General features: G+C 58.8%; 11 protein-coding genes and 1 tRNA gene. 7 read left to right on the top strand and 5 right to left on the bottom strand.

The window, feature by feature from the left end:
- Positions 1-5 precede the first annotated feature (5 nt).
- Complete coding sequence (locus ACUXUR_RS10675; protein WP_445502325.1) at positions 6-692, bottom strand: winged helix-turn-helix domain-containing protein; 687 nt, start codon at positions 690-692, stop codon at positions 6-8.
- An 893-nt stretch (positions 693-1,585) separates the two neighbouring features.
- Between ACUXUR_RS10675 and ACUXUR_RS10670 the strand changes: the two genes are divergently transcribed.
- The 6 genes from ACUXUR_RS10670 to ACUXUR_RS10645 all read left to right on the top strand — a co-directional run bounded on the left by ACUXUR_RS10670 (position 1,586) and on the right by ACUXUR_RS10645 (position 10,363).
- Positions 1,586-4,585: a bifunctional diguanylate cyclase/phosphodiesterase gene (locus tag ACUXUR_RS10670; RefSeq protein WP_445502324.1), complete on the top strand. Its 3,000-nt coding sequence runs from the start codon at positions 1,586-1,588 to the stop codon at positions 4,583-4,585.
- A 397-nt stretch (positions 4,586-4,982) separates the two neighbouring features.
- Positions 4,983-7,505 (top strand): PAS domain S-box protein, encoded by a 2,523-nt coding sequence (locus tag ACUXUR_RS10665; RefSeq protein ID WP_445502323.1) that lies wholly within the window; start codon positions 4,983-4,985, stop codon positions 7,503-7,505.
- A 207-nt stretch (positions 7,506-7,712) separates the two neighbouring features.
- On the top strand, positions 7,713-7,994 hold the full coding sequence (locus ACUXUR_RS10660; protein WP_445502322.1) for a hypothetical protein: 282 nt from the start codon (positions 7,713-7,715) through the stop codon (positions 7,992-7,994).
- A gap of 112 nt (positions 7,995-8,106) precedes the next feature.
- Complete coding sequence (locus tag ACUXUR_RS10655) at positions 8,107-8,439, top strand: SMR family transporter (RefSeq protein WP_445502321.1); 333 nt, start codon at positions 8,107-8,109, stop codon at positions 8,437-8,439.
- A 477-nt stretch (positions 8,440-8,916) separates the two neighbouring features.
- The gene (locus ACUXUR_RS10650; protein WP_445502320.1) at positions 8,917-9,387 is read left to right on the top strand and encodes a cupin domain-containing protein; all 471 of its coding nucleotides are present in this window, start codon (positions 8,917-8,919) and stop codon (positions 9,385-9,387) included.
- A 124-nt stretch (positions 9,388-9,511) separates the two neighbouring features.
- A complete protein-coding gene (locus tag ACUXUR_RS10645; RefSeq protein ID WP_445502319.1) occupies positions 9,512-10,363 on the top strand; it encodes a class I SAM-dependent methyltransferase in 852 nt (283 codons plus the stop codon).
- A gap of 130 nt (positions 10,364-10,493) precedes the next feature.
- Here ACUXUR_RS10645 and ACUXUR_RS10640 read toward each other — a convergent pair.
- From ACUXUR_RS10640 to ACUXUR_RS10625, 4 genes are all read right to left on the bottom strand, one after another.
- Positions 10,494-10,570: transfer RNA gene (locus tag ACUXUR_RS10640), tRNA-Arg, on the bottom strand.
- Positions 10,571-10,673: 103 nt separating this feature from the next.
- Positions 10,674-12,113 (bottom strand): sensor histidine kinase, encoded by a 1,440-nt coding sequence (locus ACUXUR_RS10635; protein WP_445502318.1) that lies wholly within the window; start codon positions 12,111-12,113, stop codon positions 10,674-10,676.
- A gap of 6 nt (positions 12,114-12,119) precedes the next feature.
- Positions 12,120-13,577, bottom strand: a complete 1,458-nt coding sequence (locus ACUXUR_RS10630; protein ID WP_445502317.1) for a dihydrolipoyl dehydrogenase family protein — start codon at positions 13,575-13,577, stop codon at positions 12,120-12,122.
- Entirely contained in the window at positions 13,552-14,361 is an 810-nt protein-coding gene (locus ACUXUR_RS10625; protein WP_445502316.1) for a TVP38/TMEM64 family protein, read from the bottom strand. Before ACUXUR_RS10625 ends, ACUXUR_RS10630 begins: the two co-directional genes overlap by 26 nt.
- A 279-nt stretch (positions 14,362-14,640) precedes the next feature.
- On the opposite strand from ACUXUR_RS10625, the gene rpmH reads away from it, so the two are divergent.
- Complete coding sequence (rpmH, locus tag ACUXUR_RS10620) at positions 14,641-14,775, top strand: 50S ribosomal protein L34 (RefSeq protein WP_027314822.1); 135 nt, start codon at positions 14,641-14,643, stop codon at positions 14,773-14,775.
- The last annotated feature ends 6 nt before the right edge of the window (positions 14,776-14,781 follow it).

Below are 14,781 nucleotides of genomic sequence, written 5' to 3'. Positions count from 1 at the left end.
TGTGTTTAAGAGACAGCGCCCGTGTAGGAGTAGCCGATGTACCGCTTGGCATCGATGGGGTCATATCCCAGGCGCTGACGCAACTTCTTGCGCAGCTTGCTGATATGCCCCTCCACGACGCTGTCTTCGACATCATCGCTGTAGAGGCCATAAACCGCATCGAAGATCTGCTTCTTCGTCAGACGGTGCCCTTTCTTGCGCACGAGATACTCGAGGATATGCCGCTCGCGACGCGGGAGCGTGAGAGGGATACCGTCGATCTCAGGATCGCGCCCGTCGAAAAAGACCTTTAGCCGGTCGTTTTCGTTCGAGCTCGCTTTTCCCGAGCTGGCATTCACACGTCTCCAAACAGCTTCTGAGCGAGCAAGGATTTCTCTCACGTGAACGGGCTTGCGGACAACGTCATCGAACTTCGCAGTGAAGAGTTCGAGCGTCTCCTCAAGAGAGCGCACATCGCTCAAAGCAATAATGGGAGCTTTGGAATGGCGCCGAATGCTTTCAGCATAGCTCGCGCGCTGCTCGAAGCTACCGAGAACGAAGCCCTGGATTGCTTCCATGTCGGTGTCAGAGGCCGATTCCAGCCATTCGCTGAACTCGGTCGAATACAAGCCAATGGAAGATACACCTTCCCGTTTGAAGCTTGCCACATATCCTGACGTCACTATCTGTCGATCATCGACAACGATATACATGTCTGGCCCCCAGCCATTAGTATAAATTACTTACTCAACTCAATTCACACCTTGCCGTTTCTTCGCCGTATTTGGCGGATACTTTTTTGTTCGGCACCTGGAAACTATGCCTGTTCGTTTGGAGGGGCAATACGTATTGAGACAGAGGGTCAAGAGGGGGAAGGTTAATAGCTGTTAATGAATCAACATTTTTTCCTAGGCCCGCTCCTAAACAGGGCACTGCTCTCCTTAAACAGGACAGGTCTAGGAAAGTTCTTTGCAACTAAACGGGTTGGCAGCATGATTTCCTAAGAGAGCCGGTTGTCATCTCTTTAGAATGGCATGTCATGAAATTTAATAACTACGTATTTCGCGAAACGAGAAGCTACGTAATTCAGCCTAGAAGGCTACGTACTCCGTTGGAGGTATCGGACTCTCCTTTCTCCCGCTTTTGGAGGCGATTCGCGTGCCATTCCATATGCAGAGCCGAGCCAATCGAGCTGGCACATATGACCCTGTTAACGCCGCAATCTTGCCCCAGCCTCTCTCCCCTTGCGGTCATCATTCGACAGAGTTGAATGACATTGGCGCAGTACAGTGCCGTATTTCAAAATATAGTTAATGCCTCTAAGGAAGAGACTATTAATACATTCTTGACTCTTTCTGGGCCGGCACATACCATTTAGAGAAGTGACTGTTATTTATGCCCTCAGGCATAAGGTCATTGAAGCACTATGGCATACCTTCTACTGAAGGTCCGGCATGATGCCCCGCCATTTTACCGGTCTGAGCCCGGATCAATCCTGAACAACAGATCGAGCTTTTCTGCTTGAGGCATGATGCCATTCTGTTGGGTCGGTTGGATTCCGACATCGCTTAAGCAGATCATATCATCCAGTCTGAGCGTATTTCGCATGTCAGAGAGTTCTTACAACGATCTCTATCCAGAGCAGCGCGAAGCCGACCGGCTTGCTGCGCTTCGGAGTTTCCGGATTCTGGACACTGAACCGGAGAGCTTCTTTGACGAAATTGCCAGGATCGCGGCTCACATCTGCAATGCTCCGATTGGACTGATTAGCTTTGTCGATGAGCACAGGCAGTGGTTTAAGGCAGCTTATGGAACCGAACTGAGGGAAACTCCACGCGAGTTGTCGATTTGCACTCACACAATTCGCCAGCCGGGTCTTCTCGTGATCCCAGACCTGAGGAAGGATTTCCGTTTCAAAAACAATCCTCTTCTGGACGTCGAGCCTCGGATCTCATTCTATGCCGGCATACCTCTGAGGACAAAGGAGGGCCTTCCCCTCGGCACATTGTGCGTGCTGGATTACAAGGCGCGCCGGCGGGGTCTCATGGACCAACAGGCACAAGCCCTCCAGGGTCTCGCTCGAGCTGTCCTGAACCAGCTCCACCTCAAGCACTCGGACCGAGCACTCGCGGAAGCCGAGACATTCAAGCAGCATCTTCTCGCGAGTTGCGGGGAGTGCATTGCCGTTTTGGACCTCGATCTGCGCCTCCTCTCCATGAACGAGAACGGCATGCGTGCCATGGAAATGGAGAACCTCGACTCCATTAAGGGGCGAAGCTGGGCCTCCTTCTTTGCCGCCCAGGGCGCCGAGGAGGCCGCTCAGGCGATGAAAAGCGCAAGGACGGGGAGCATCGGACGCTACAAGGGCTTCTGCCCTACACATTCTGGGACGCCGAAATGGTGGGACATCGTCGTCACGCCCATCATGAACGACGCAGGAGAACCTCAATCGCTCCTATGTGTGTTGCGCGATATAACGGAGCTCAAGCGAGCCGAAGATGACCTCCGTCAGAGCGAAGGCCGGTTCCGGACGCTCGTGGATGTGATGCCGCTCTCATTCCTCTCGCCACAGGCTGTCTGGTTCAGCGACCTGAATGGTGGCTTCACCTATTGCAACGAGTACTGGTACGATTACACGGGCTTGGAGCGTGACAGGCGCAACAGCCATGGGTGGGCATCCATTCTCCATCCGAGCCGGCGTGACGACGCCCTCAGCCTCTTGAAGGAGGCATTCTCCAAGGAGAACTCCTTCGAAGTCGAGATCCCCATTCGTCGCGCATCCGATGACACCTATCGATGGTTCATTGTTCGAGGCCAGCCGCTCAGGAATGAGGCAGGCGAGATCGAACAATGGTTCGGGATCGCGATGGATATTCACGAGCGCAAACAGTCGGAGGAAGCCCTTCGTGACAGCGAGGAGCGCCTTCAGCTCGCGCTCAAGGCCGCCCATATGGTGGCATGGGAGTTCAACCCTACGACAAGACGGACCAAGCGCTCGGAGAATTCTCTCTCCCTCTTTGGAATTGCCGCTCGACACGATGTGGAGATCTTTGAAACCGTTCATCCGGCAGACCGTCCGAAGATCCAGCATTTCTTCGATCGCATCGAGATATATGGATCCGATTCTGTTGAATGCCGTATCGTTCTGCCGACCGGTCACTTGCGGTGGGTCAGGGCACGCGCCGAGAAGGCCGGGCCGGATAGAATTGTCGGAGTGACCGTCGACATAACCGATCATAAGGAAGCCGAAGAGGAGATCTGGCGCGCTGCCAATCATGACCCTCTGACTGGCCTGCCCAATCGCAGCCTGTTTCTGCGCCGCCTTGAAATGGCACTCTTCAATGCCCGTCAGAATGGCACATCTGTCAGCTTGCTGATGATCGACCTCGATGATTTCAAGGACATCAACGACACCTTGGGACATGATGCCGGCGACGCTCTCTTGAAAGAGACTGCCGTGCGCCTCTCAAGCATGGTACGCGATTGCGACACGGTTGCGAGGCTTGGAGGCGACGAGTTCGCCCTCCTCGTGGTCGAGCCCTTGAAGCTGGAAAATTCGACCCGGCTCGGCGCCCTCATCCTGGAGACATTGCGTCAGCCCTTCACCTATCAGAAGCGCACTTTGGTCAGCCGCGTCAGCATCGGAGTTGCCGCTTTCCCGGACCATGACGGTGAACCAGCAGAGCTGATGAAGGATGCCGACATCGCCCTCTATCAGGCCAAGTCCCAGGGACGGAACCAGGTCGTCACGTATTCACCGGACATGCGCCGGGTGACCGAGAAGCGCGTCTCTCTTGTAAGGAGCCTGCGTGAAGCCATCTTCAACCATGAGATCGTCCCCTTCTATCAGCCGAAGATCTGCCTCAGCACGGGTAAGATCGCGGGCTTCGAGGCTCTTGCGCGGTGGCGTCATCCTACTCGGGGCATGTTGACGCCGGAAACTTTTGGCGCCGCATTCGAGGATCACGAACTCGCGTCGGAGATCGGCAAGCTGCTGATGTCGATCGTCGTCACGGACTTGCGTCAATGGCTCGATGACGACTTGCCCTTCGGCCGTGTCGCACTCAATCTCTCACCGGCAGAGTTCATTCAGCCTGGCATGGTCGACAACATGCTCAGAACGCTTGATTGGATAAAGGTGCCTCCCAAGTTTCTTGAGGTTGAAGTCACGGAAAGGGTTCTTCTCGGGCGGAACCCCGACAATGTGTCCAAGATGCTGCGGGAGTTCCGTCAACACGATATCCATGTCGCCTTGGATGACTTCGGCACCGGCTACGCATCCTTGACGCACTTGAAGCAGTTCCCGGTCAATCACATCAAGATCGACCGCAGCTTCGTTCAAAATCTCGAAAATGACCCTGATGACGAAGCCATCATTGCTGCCGTCATTGGTCTCGGGAAGAGCTTGAAGCTGCAGGTGACAGCGGAAGGTGTCGAGACATTCGGACAAGCGCAACGTCTGCATAATCTCGGCTGCGATCACGTCCAAGGCTACTTTTATGCAAAGCCGGTTCCGGCTTGTGAGGTCCCTGCCCTGCTAGCACAGTGGAACCAAAAACTCATCCATCCCAGGCCGGCAAGACAAGCATTGCTCCAAGCCTGTTGAACGCCGAGCGCTCACGAGGCGCTACTCCAGAGAAGAAGCATCGGATCGAATCCCAAAAGGGGATTCCACTCTTTTCGTCCGAGGCTCCGGCGCATCGTGCGGACCCAGCGGGCCGCGTCGGCGAAAAGAGGACCCGGTTTTCCGCACAAACAATGCATTCATGAAAGGGATGAGAAAGGAAAGCGCCCATTGCTGATCCCCACGAGAGGACAGCACTTCGAACCTGCTGCCAAGACAATACCGATATTATATAGCGCATCATATATGGGTCGGCCGCTCCAGGCTTGTTGTCGGACAAGCTTGTCTATAATCATGTTTATATTGAATTTTTCATTTCACTTTGGTAGCCGGGCCAGCCAATCTGATCCAACCAACAGCATGCCTCGTCTGGCCATTCATGACCTCCAACACAATCAGGGACGGTTTCTCCGAAAGGAAAGAGGCGCCAGGCTTCTCACTTCTGCATCAATTGCAGATTCTGGATACGGCGCCTGAAGCGGCCTTTGACGACGTCGTCCAACTCGCTGCCGATATTTGCGGGTGTCCGGTTGCAGCCATCGGCTTCTTTGACGAAAAACGATTTTGGCTTAAAGCCAAGCTCGGCAATATCCCAGGCGAGATGCCTTTGGCTGACTCGATCTGTGCCCGTGCTCTCCAGTCGGTGGGATCAATCAGCATCGGCGATCTCTCTCGCCATCCCGAGTTCAGCGAGAATCCCTATGTCGCAGGCGAACCGCACCTGCGATTTTACGCGGCTGTTCCGATTGCATCAGAAAGCGGCCCCATTCTCGGTTCGCTCTGCATCTTCGACTATAGCCCCCGTCCTGCGGGATTGTCGTCGGAACAGTCACGGGCACTGCTTGCCCTTTCGCGGCTCGTGATCCGCGAACTCGAGCTCAGGCAAGCGAGACTTTCCCATGCTGACCGGCGCGATCCATGCGAGGTTGAGCAGAAGGCCGATACAGACCCCAATCCCCATCTGCAAAAACCTGCCGCAGAACATCTGCGCGTGAGCGAGCAACGCTACCGCGCCTTGATTGAAACCAGTACTGCTATCGGCTGGCGCGCGAATGCAGAAGGTTCATACATCGAGGGCTGGGGCTGGCATGAATTCTGCGGTCGAGAGCCGGTGGCTGGCGCGCCGCTCGGCTGGATAGACATCATTCACCCCGCTGATCGTGAACACACCATCTCCGCCTGGCAGGAAACCATCCACGCGATGCAACCTGCGAAGATTGTTCATCGGATTCTCGGACGCGACGGCGATTACCGATGGGTGTCTTGCAGAGCCGTACCGCTGCTGGACGATGCGGGAAACGTTCAGGAATGGGCCGGCACCATTTCTGACATCCATGATCGCAGAATAGCCGAGGACAGGCTGCGTGACAGCGAAGAGCGCCTGCGCTTGGCTGTTGAAACCACCGGTTTGGGCATCTGGGATTTCAATGCTCTGACAGGTGAGCATCAATGGACGCCTGAAGCATACGAGCTTCTTGGTCTGAGCCAGGACGCAACGATCAGCAAGGCTGCTGTTCTCGCCCTCGTTCATCCTGAGGATCGCGATCATATCGAGCGGAAGTTCTTCGCAAATCCGGCAAAAAGTGATCTTACATACAGCGGCACCTTCCGTATTCTTCGCGCCGACACCGGTGAGGAGCGCTGGATCTCGGCGACGGGCAGAACCGTGCTGGACGACGAGGGGCAACCCATTCGTAAAATCGGCACGGCTCAAGATGTCACGGGCCGAAAGCTGGCGGAACTCACTCTTAAGTCGAGCCAGGAGCAGTTGTTCCGAAGCGAAGCCCATCTGCGTTCCATCCTCGAAACCGTTCCCGACGCCATGATCGTGGCGGACGAGAAAGGGATCATCCGCTCCTTCAGCGCTACGGCCGAGCACGTCTTCGGCTACAAGCCGGATGAAGTGATCGGCACCAACGTCAAGTTCCTCATGCCCCTGCCCTACCGCGAGCAGCATGATGCTTATATCAGCCGCTACCGTACGAGCGGCGAGCGCCGGATCATCGGCAGCAGTCGCGTGGCCGTGGCGCAGCGCAAGGACGGATCAACCTTCCCGATGGAGGTTCAGGTTGGCGAAATGAGCTGGGAAGGCGAACGCTTCTTCACGGCGTTCATCCGGGATCTGACAGAGCGTCAATATACCGAGATGCGGATGCAGGAGCTGCAGTCCGAACTCGCCTATATGTCCCGTCTTACCGCCATGGGCGAGATGGGCTCAACACTGGCGCATGAGATCAATCAGCCGCTGACAGCCATTGCCAGCTATCTGAAGGGGTGTGACCTGATCCTAGATCGCATGAAAGGCGAACAGGTCGACATCGTCAGGATGGCCGTCAACGAGGCCGCTGAGGAAGCCCTACGGGCAGGCGAGGTCATACGGCAGCTGAGGGAGTTCGTTGCGCGCGGGGAAAGCGAGCACCGGGTCGAGGAATTGCAGCGGCTGATCGAGGAGGCAGGCGCTCTTGGGCTGGTTGGGGCCAAGGAAAAAGGCGTCCAGGTCGAGTTCGACTTTCCACCGAACGGCCTTTATGTCATCGCCAATCGCGTGCAGATCCAGCAGGTCTTGATCAACCTTCTCCGCAATGCGGTTGAGGCCATGCATGACGTTCAGAATCGCAACTTAAGCATCCGCGCCAGGTTGACGCATGATGGAGCGATGGTTCAGATCAGCGTGCAGGACACAGGCTCAGGCATCGCGCCGGAAGTCTTGAGCAAGCTCTTCAAGCCTTTCACGACAACGAAGGAAAGCGGCATGGGTGTCGGCCTCTCGATCTGCAGGACGATCGTGGAATCCCATGGAGGAAAGATCTGGGCAGACTCGGCTCCAGGGGAAGGGACCACGTTCCATTTCACCCTCAAGACTGTCGACAGTGACGAGGTCGCCTATCCTGAAGACGAATGATAGGCAGCGATCAGCAGGTGGTTAAGCCGTTCGTCTTGGGCGAAACGATTCTCCTGAAGCAATCGCCGGCCTTGATACGGGAGTGTCGTCTCGACGAGGGGGCGCCGCATCGCTCATCTTTTGAGCTTTGCCGAGAGCTCAGCCGCATTCATCACGCAGTGATTGCAGCGTCCCAGGTTCTCCAGCCTCGCAGAAGGAGCCTTGCCCATGGTACGTGCCGAGAAGAAAGCCACTCAGGACGGCACCTTTAAGGTTTATCTCGACAACAGTGCTGTGGCCTGGGGGCTTAGCAGTTCGGCTGCCGATGCGCTGATCGAGAACTACGCTGCGGTCGATACTTGTGATCGGCTCATGAGGAGCTTTGCGCAGATTCCTTCGGATGGCGTATCGCAAGTATCTGCTCCAGATGCGCGATACTCTCGAGGCAGACATCGCAGCATGTTTCCAAGCTCTGCCGCGTCCCTGTTCCGGTCAGAACGGCAACCCTGAGGCCTGCCTGCCCCGATGCAGCCACGGCCGTCTCGTGCAAATTGACTGCCATGGGACGCTTCCCTGACGTTTTCCAATCACCTCATTCCGCGGCTCCCAACAGGTCTCCAGCATGCCTCCCTCTCTCGCGCTTGCTCTCGCTATCGCCTTCGAGGTGATCGCGACGGCCACCCTCAAGGTTGCTGAAGGATTCACCCGCATCGTCCCATCAGTCGTGGTCGTTGTGGGTTACGCGGCAGCTTTCTACTTTCTGTCTCTCGCCTTGCGGACCATACCCGTCGGCGTCGCTTATGCAATCTGGTCCGGCATCGGAGTCGTTCTCGTCTCCATCACGGGATGGATTCTGTATGGACAGAAGCTCGATGCGGCCGCCCTGCTGGGAATGGTAATCATCATCGCCGGGGTCCTGGTGATTAATCTGCTCTCTCGCTCGACTGGGCATTGACCGGCGAGCCTCAAGAAGAACATCGACGGACCGGTCCGTGCCACCTTGGCGACATCAGGCTGACAACGCTGGGTGTGAAGCCGCTCGAAAGCAATGCAGTCCGAGAGATCGTGACCTTCTCCTTCGGGATCCAAGGGACGCAGCCGCAGGCGGTCGCCGCATTGTCGTTCTTGACAGCACATCTGGACAGGCAGAGCATTTCTCCGCTGCCCGTGGCAGCGAACCGATTCCGACACGATCGGTACATTGCTCGGAAAGGAGGTTCAGCATGGAACCACCTCCGAACTTGGCCGTGATGACCGCTGCGGCATCCGGACGAGCCTCAGCGTAGCGTTGTACCCCGCGAACGGCAGACCGGGAGCGGCTTCAGGAGCCGCATCAGCAGGGCATGGCTCCACCTAGCCTCTCCCGGCCCTGATCGTTGGCCCAGGCCGAAAGGCCAACCTAGTTCAGCATGTTCGTCGAAGGAGGTTTGCCATGCGCCCGCTCATGCTCATGACTGCACTTTTACTTGCCACCACCTCTGCGCCTCTGCTGGCCCAAGATCAAAAGGCGGGTCATGCCATGAGGGCCGATCAACTTCAGTGGGAGCCCGCCCCACCCGTTGTGCCCAAAGGAGCCCAGATAGCTGTGCTGTCGGGCGACCCCAACAAACAGGGGCCGTTTACGATGCGTCTGAAGACACCGGCAGGCTACAAGATTTCCGCCCACAGCCATCCAACGGCAGAGCGCGTGACCGTTATCTCAGGCGATTTCCATTTCGGCATGGGCGATAAGCTCGATGAGGCAAAGGCCGAGAAGCTCAGCAGCGGCGGATTTGTCGATCTCCCGGCCGACATGAACCACTATGCGTTCACCAGTACCGAGGCCGTGGTGCAGATCGACTCGGAAGGTCCGTTTGCGATCAAGTACGTGAATCCGGCCGATGACCCGAGCAAATCCCAGTGAGGAGCATCTGAGTTTGCCCAGGGCACAAAAATGGTGCTCAGTCTCATGCCAGTCAGCGGTCCAAGCCCGCTGACTGGCATGAAGGATGCGCCCGGTCACGGGCACTGCCGGTGCGGAGGTGGCAATGACGACACTTGGTTGGGAGATTGCGCAGCACTACTCCCATGGTTCATTGGAAAGGGCGATCGTAGCAGGGCTCGCTGCCATGGGTCGGGATCGCTCCAACATTACTCCGGAGGACCTCGCCGGGATCGACGAGTTCCATATCGGTGGTCATGAGGCTACCGCTGATGTCGCCGATCACCTTGATCTTAATGCTGGTGGAGTACTGCTCGACATCGGCTCCGGGATCGGCGGAGCCGCACGGTTCTTCGCTCGGCGATATGGATGCCGCGTCGTCGGCATCGACCTCACTCCGGAATATGTCGAGGTCGCCACGTCTTTGACACAGCTTGTCGGCCTGTCTGATCAGGTAGAGTTTCGAGTAGCGAATGCGCTTGATCTGCCCTTCGCCGACGAGAGCTTCGACCGGGCCACCCTGCTGCACGTGGGCATGAACATCCCTGACAAGCAGCGCCTCTGTGCGGGCGTCTACCGCGTCCTCAAACCGGAAGGACTGTTCGCGATCTACGACGTGATGCAGACTGGAGATCGGGAGGTCACCTTCCCTGTCCCTTGGGCCGCGACCAAGGCGACCTCCTTCCTCGAGAGACCGGAAACCTACCGACAAGCCTTGCTGGATGCTGGCTTTGAGATCGCCTCCGAGCGGGCGCGGCGAGACTTCGCTATCGAGTTCTTTCAGAGGATGCGCGCCAGGATGGCCGAGAGCGGCCCACCCCCACTCGGACTTCACATTCTGATGGGACAGGACGCCCCGACGAAGATAGCGAACATGCTTGCAGGTTTGGAACAGGGCCTCATTGCCCCCGTCGAAATGATCGGCCGCCGCATGTCGCCGCAAGGCGCGTTGGAATGATTGCAGAAGGACACTGTTTCCGACCCTCGACACGCCGGCAGGCTTCGAACAGGATGGTCGGAAAGCCGTGTCCTGACGCGACCCACGAGTGGGTCCTATAACCGGAAATATGCGAAGAAAAAATAAGGAATGGCGCGCCCGAAAGGATTCGAACCTCTGACCCCCAGATTCGTAGTCTGGTGCTCTATCCAGCTGAGCTACGGGCGCTTGGTCGGCAGGTCGCTGCGAGAAGCAACATCAGCCGAGGCGGGTGACTTAAAGGGTTCCGACGCGCTTGGCAAGCCTCCTTTGAAGAGATTTTGCACAAAGCTCATTTCGTCTCCTGAACGGAGGCACGATCCGGGATCGTGATCCGGAAACAGGTGTGGCCCTCACCCTCGTCGAGACTGATCATGCCGCCATGAAGCTGGATCAGCTCCGCCGCAATCGTGAGCCCTAAGCCCGTGCCGCCCTTATGGGCGGAGCTCTGGAAGGGGGTGAAGAGATCGGCCTTCACCCGCTCTGGGATTCCAGGGCCGTTATCCTCAACGAGAACGGTAACTGTATTTCCTTCGCGACTCGCCTTGATGTCGATGCAGGGCTGGCCCTGGCTGGGTCCGGTCTGGCTCAAAGCCTGCACCGCGTTGCGCACGAGGTTGACGAGCACCCGTGAGAGCTGGTCCTTGTCCGCATCGACCATCAAATCCTCCGGCACGTGGGCTTTGAAGGCGATTCCGACCTCCGGTGCGAGATCCGTCAGATTCGACAGGTCCTCGATCAACGGCGCGAGGGGAATCAGCCGGCGCTGCGGCAGGGGCTCGGTGGCGCGACCATAGGCCAGCGTCGTTTCGCAGAAGGCGATGGCACGGTCGAGGGTGGCCACGAGCCGGGGCGCGACCCGCTGTGCGGTTTCATCGTTCACCCGCTCGAGGCGATCCGTCAGAAGCTGGGCCGTGGTCAGCATGTTGCGCAATTCGTGATTGATCTTGCTGACGGCAAGGCCCAGCTGCGCGAGGCGCCGCTTCTGGCGAAGCTCGTCGGCCAAGGTCGTTTCCATGCGCGCCAGAGCCTGCTCGGCAAGACCGATCTCATCCGCCCGGTCCGTCGGCTGGATGACGCGGGAGGCATCTTCCGGATTGCCGGAAAATTCCGCGATGTTGCCGGTCAACCTCCGCACGGGCCGCACGATGACCCATTGCAGGGTGAGATAGACGAGGCTCGCCGTGATGAGAGAAATGAAGAGCGACAGAAGCAGGATGTTGCGGGAGAAATCGAGCATGGCGGCCCGCAGGGGGCGCTGATCGAGAATGATCTCGACGAAGTCGACGCCCATGCCGTGGCCGATGACCCGAATCGGCTTGTCTGCCGGATTGAACAGGGTATCGAAGGCGTCGCTCACGAGATCGATCCATTTCGCATCCCGCAGATCGATGCTCTTGCTCACCTCGGGCGGAACATCGCTGATGGCCAGGAGGCTCCTGCGCCCTCCGCCTCGCAGCGCGATCGCCTGAGCCCCGACGCCTTGCAGGAGGCGCAGTTCGAGGTCTTCCGGCAGGCTCTCTTCAGGCGCGGCATCGAGCACCATGGCGGCGATCTGCGCCGCAGCGATGCGGTCGTTCAGCCAGGTCTGACGAAAATTGGCGATCGACGGCACATAGATCAGCACCTCCGCGATCATCACGAAGAGGATGGTCAACAGCAGCAGGCGCGCGGACAGCCCGAACTGGCTCAGGATCCGCCATGCCAACGATTGTGGCCGCTCGACGCTCATGCCCGCCTATCCCAAGCGGCGAAGCAATCCGATGACTCGCCGCACCCAAGGATTCTGAGCCGAAGGCTTCAGAAATTCCACCGCTGTGCTCTTCGTCACCTCGGAGAAGGTGGGATACGGATAGACCAAGCCGGCAAGATCGGAAACCTTCAATCCTTTCGCCATGGCGAGGACCCACGGCATGATCAGCTCGCCAGCATGAGCCCCGGCGATCATGCATCCCAGGATTGTCCCACGCGGCGTCACGATGGCCTTCACATGGCCCCCGGTTGTCCCCTCGGCCCGGGCCCTGTCGTTCTCGGCAAAGCTCCAGCGCAGGATTCGGATGGCCCCATACCTCTCCCGGGCCTCGGCCTCGGTGAGCCCCATGGCTGCGAGTTCCGGATCCGTGTAGAGCACGCGGGGAATCGGGGCCTGCCCGACCCTGGACGGCAGCCGGAACAGGGCATTGCGGATCACGAGACCGGCCTGGTGATTCGCCATGTGAGTGAAGCGTGCTCCCGCCCCCGCTCCGCCGGCGCAGTCACCGATGGCATAGACCCTCCTGTTGGTCGTTTTCAGCCGCCGGTCGACCACGATGCCGGATGCATCGGTCTCGATGCCCGCCTCATCGAGGCCAAGGCCCTCGACCACCGGCTGCCGGCCAGCCGCAATCAACAGATGGCTGCCTTCGATAGGCTCAGGCTCGTCGTGAAGGAAGACGGCCACACGCCCGCCTTCCCTCGGCTCGATTCTTTCGACGGCCCGGCCGACCCGCAGGGCGATTCCCTCCCGAAGCAAGGCACGCTCGATGACGGCGGTCATTTCGGGGTCCTCATCACCGAGAAGGCGCTCACCCCCCTCGATGAGGGTCACCTGGGAACCCAAGCGCCGATAGGCCTGGGCCAGCTCTAGGCCGACGGCTTCGCCGCCGATCACCACGAGGTGCTCCGGCATCTCGGTCACATCGAAAATCGTCTCGCTGGTCAGAAAAGAGACCTGCTCCAGGCCTGGGATCGGGGGAATGGCCGGGCGGGAGCCCGTTGCGATCACGAAGCGGCGGGCCTGGATGATCTGCCCTCCGGCCAGGGCCGTTTCAGTCCCGGCGAACCGCACCTCGGCCTCGATCACGTGCACGCCCATGGCCCGATAGCGCTCCGCGGAGTCGAGCGGAGCCCTGGCGGCAACCACCTTCTTCACATGCCGGTGCACTTTAGCGAAATCGATCCCGGTTTTGCCCGCTTCGCTCCCGAAGCGGTCTGCCCTTTGAACATCGTGAACCCGCCTGGCCGCAGCGATGAGCGCCTTGGAAGGCACGCAGCCCGCCTGGAGGCATTCCCCTCCCATTCTGCCCTTCTCGACGAGCACGACGGAGACCCCGAAGGACGCGGCCATGGCCGCCATGGACAGGCCAGCGGATCCGGCCCCGATCACGCAGAGGTCGGGCCGCAACGTCTCATCAGGCTTTTCCTTCTTTGTCTTCATGGCTGCCCCCTGCTCGACCATATCTGATCACAATGGGAGCCAATGCCAAAATTCCTAAGACCGCCAGGGCGACCATCAGCTCGGGCGTCAGCAGGCTCTTGGCATCGAAGCCGATGGCGCAATCCGTCCCGCCTGCCGCGAGGCATTGCTGACGGGCCCTTTCATGCTTGGCCATGACCTCATCGAGCCCGGATCCGGCAAAGGCGAAGGCGAACGAGACCGGAAGCATCCCGATATAGGTTGCAAGCACATAGCTTCTCAGCCGCATGCCGAAGAAAGCGGCGGCCAGATTGGTCAGCCAGAAGGGCATGACCGGCATCAGCCTCAAGAAGAGAAGATAGGAGAAGGCCCGCCTCTGGAAGCCTTCCGCCAGGCTCTGGATCCGGGAGCCCGCCCGCTTCAGGAGAGGCCGCCCGAGGGAGGTCCGGGCGATCAGGAAGATGCTCGTCGCTCCCAGGGTCGCCGCCATGGAAGCGACCGCGCCGCCCAGGAGCCAGCCGAAGAGATAGCCTCCGATAGTCGTCAGAAAGGCAGAGGCCGGCAGGGACAGGGTCACGGCGGACACATAGACGAGCGCGTAAAGCCCCAGCATCGACAGACGATGCTCCGCCACCATCTGCCGGAGCTGAATCTGGTAATGGACGAAGGATTCGAAGCTCAGCGACCGGTGGAGGCCCGTGGCGAAGACCGCTCCGATGGCGGTCAGGAAGATCGCAAGGGGCAGATACCTTGAGAGTTTAAGGCTCGCTGCCCGCTCTTCAGGTGTATCATTCTTGTCCGCCACGCTTCCTCCCGGCCAGTGGCGTCTATATAGCGCCTCCCAATCTCACGCCCACAACCTCCCTCTCAGGACAATGTGAGGAGGCGAAGCGGCCTGATTGCCGCATAAAGGCCAGAGCGGCGTTGACTTTGCCCCTCCGTTCCGTCATAAGCCCGGCAAGCTGACAGCGCTCTTCTTGGGGCGCTGATCGTTTTTTCGAGACAGTTTCGGGGGCAACCCCTTATCTAACCAGACGGGCGCGAGCCTTCGAGCACCGCTGCCCCTTTCGACCGGAGATGTGCCGTGAAGAGGACGTATCAACCGAGCAAGCTGGTTCGCAAGCGCCGCCACGGCTTCCGTGCGCGCATGGCGACCAAGGGCGGCCGTAAGGTCATTGCTGCTCGCCGCGCCCATGGCCGCAAGCGCCTGTCGGCGTAAGCAGCC

This window comes from Microvirga medicaginis, from assembly GCF_052658925.1.
This window is presented reverse-complemented; position numbering and strand designations above follow the sequence as displayed.

Bases quoted from the DNA above. Each gene is read 5' to 3' on its own strand.
- ACUXUR_RS10675 (WP_445502325.1), bottom strand. From the start codon at position 692: ATGTATATCGTTGTCGATGATCGACAGATAGTGACGTCAGGATATGTG.
- ACUXUR_RS10670 (WP_445502324.1), top strand. From the start codon at position 1,586: ATGTCAGAGAGTTCTTACAACGATCTCTATCCAGAGCAGCGCGAAGCC.
- ACUXUR_RS10665 (WP_445502323.1), top strand. From the start codon at position 4,983: ATGACCTCCAACACAATCAGGGACGGTTTCTCCGAAAGGAAAGAGGCG.
- ACUXUR_RS10660 (WP_445502322.1), top strand. From the start codon at position 7,713: ATGGTACGTGCCGAGAAGAAAGCCACTCAGGACGGCACCTTTAAGGTT.
- ACUXUR_RS10655 (WP_445502321.1), top strand. From the start codon at position 8,107: ATGCCTCCCTCTCTCGCGCTTGCTCTCGCTATCGCCTTCGAGGTGATC.
- ACUXUR_RS10650 (WP_445502320.1), top strand. From the start codon at position 8,917: ATGCGCCCGCTCATGCTCATGACTGCACTTTTACTTGCCACCACCTCT.
- ACUXUR_RS10645 (WP_445502319.1), top strand. From the start codon at position 9,512: ATGACGACACTTGGTTGGGAGATTGCGCAGCACTACTCCCATGGTTCA.
- ACUXUR_RS10635 (WP_445502318.1), bottom strand. From the start codon at position 12,113: ATGAGCGTCGAGCGGCCACAATCGTTGGCATGGCGGATCCTGAGCCAG.
- ACUXUR_RS10630 (WP_445502317.1), bottom strand. From the start codon at position 13,577: ATGAAGACAAAGAAGGAAAAGCCTGATGAGACGTTGCGGCCCGACCTC.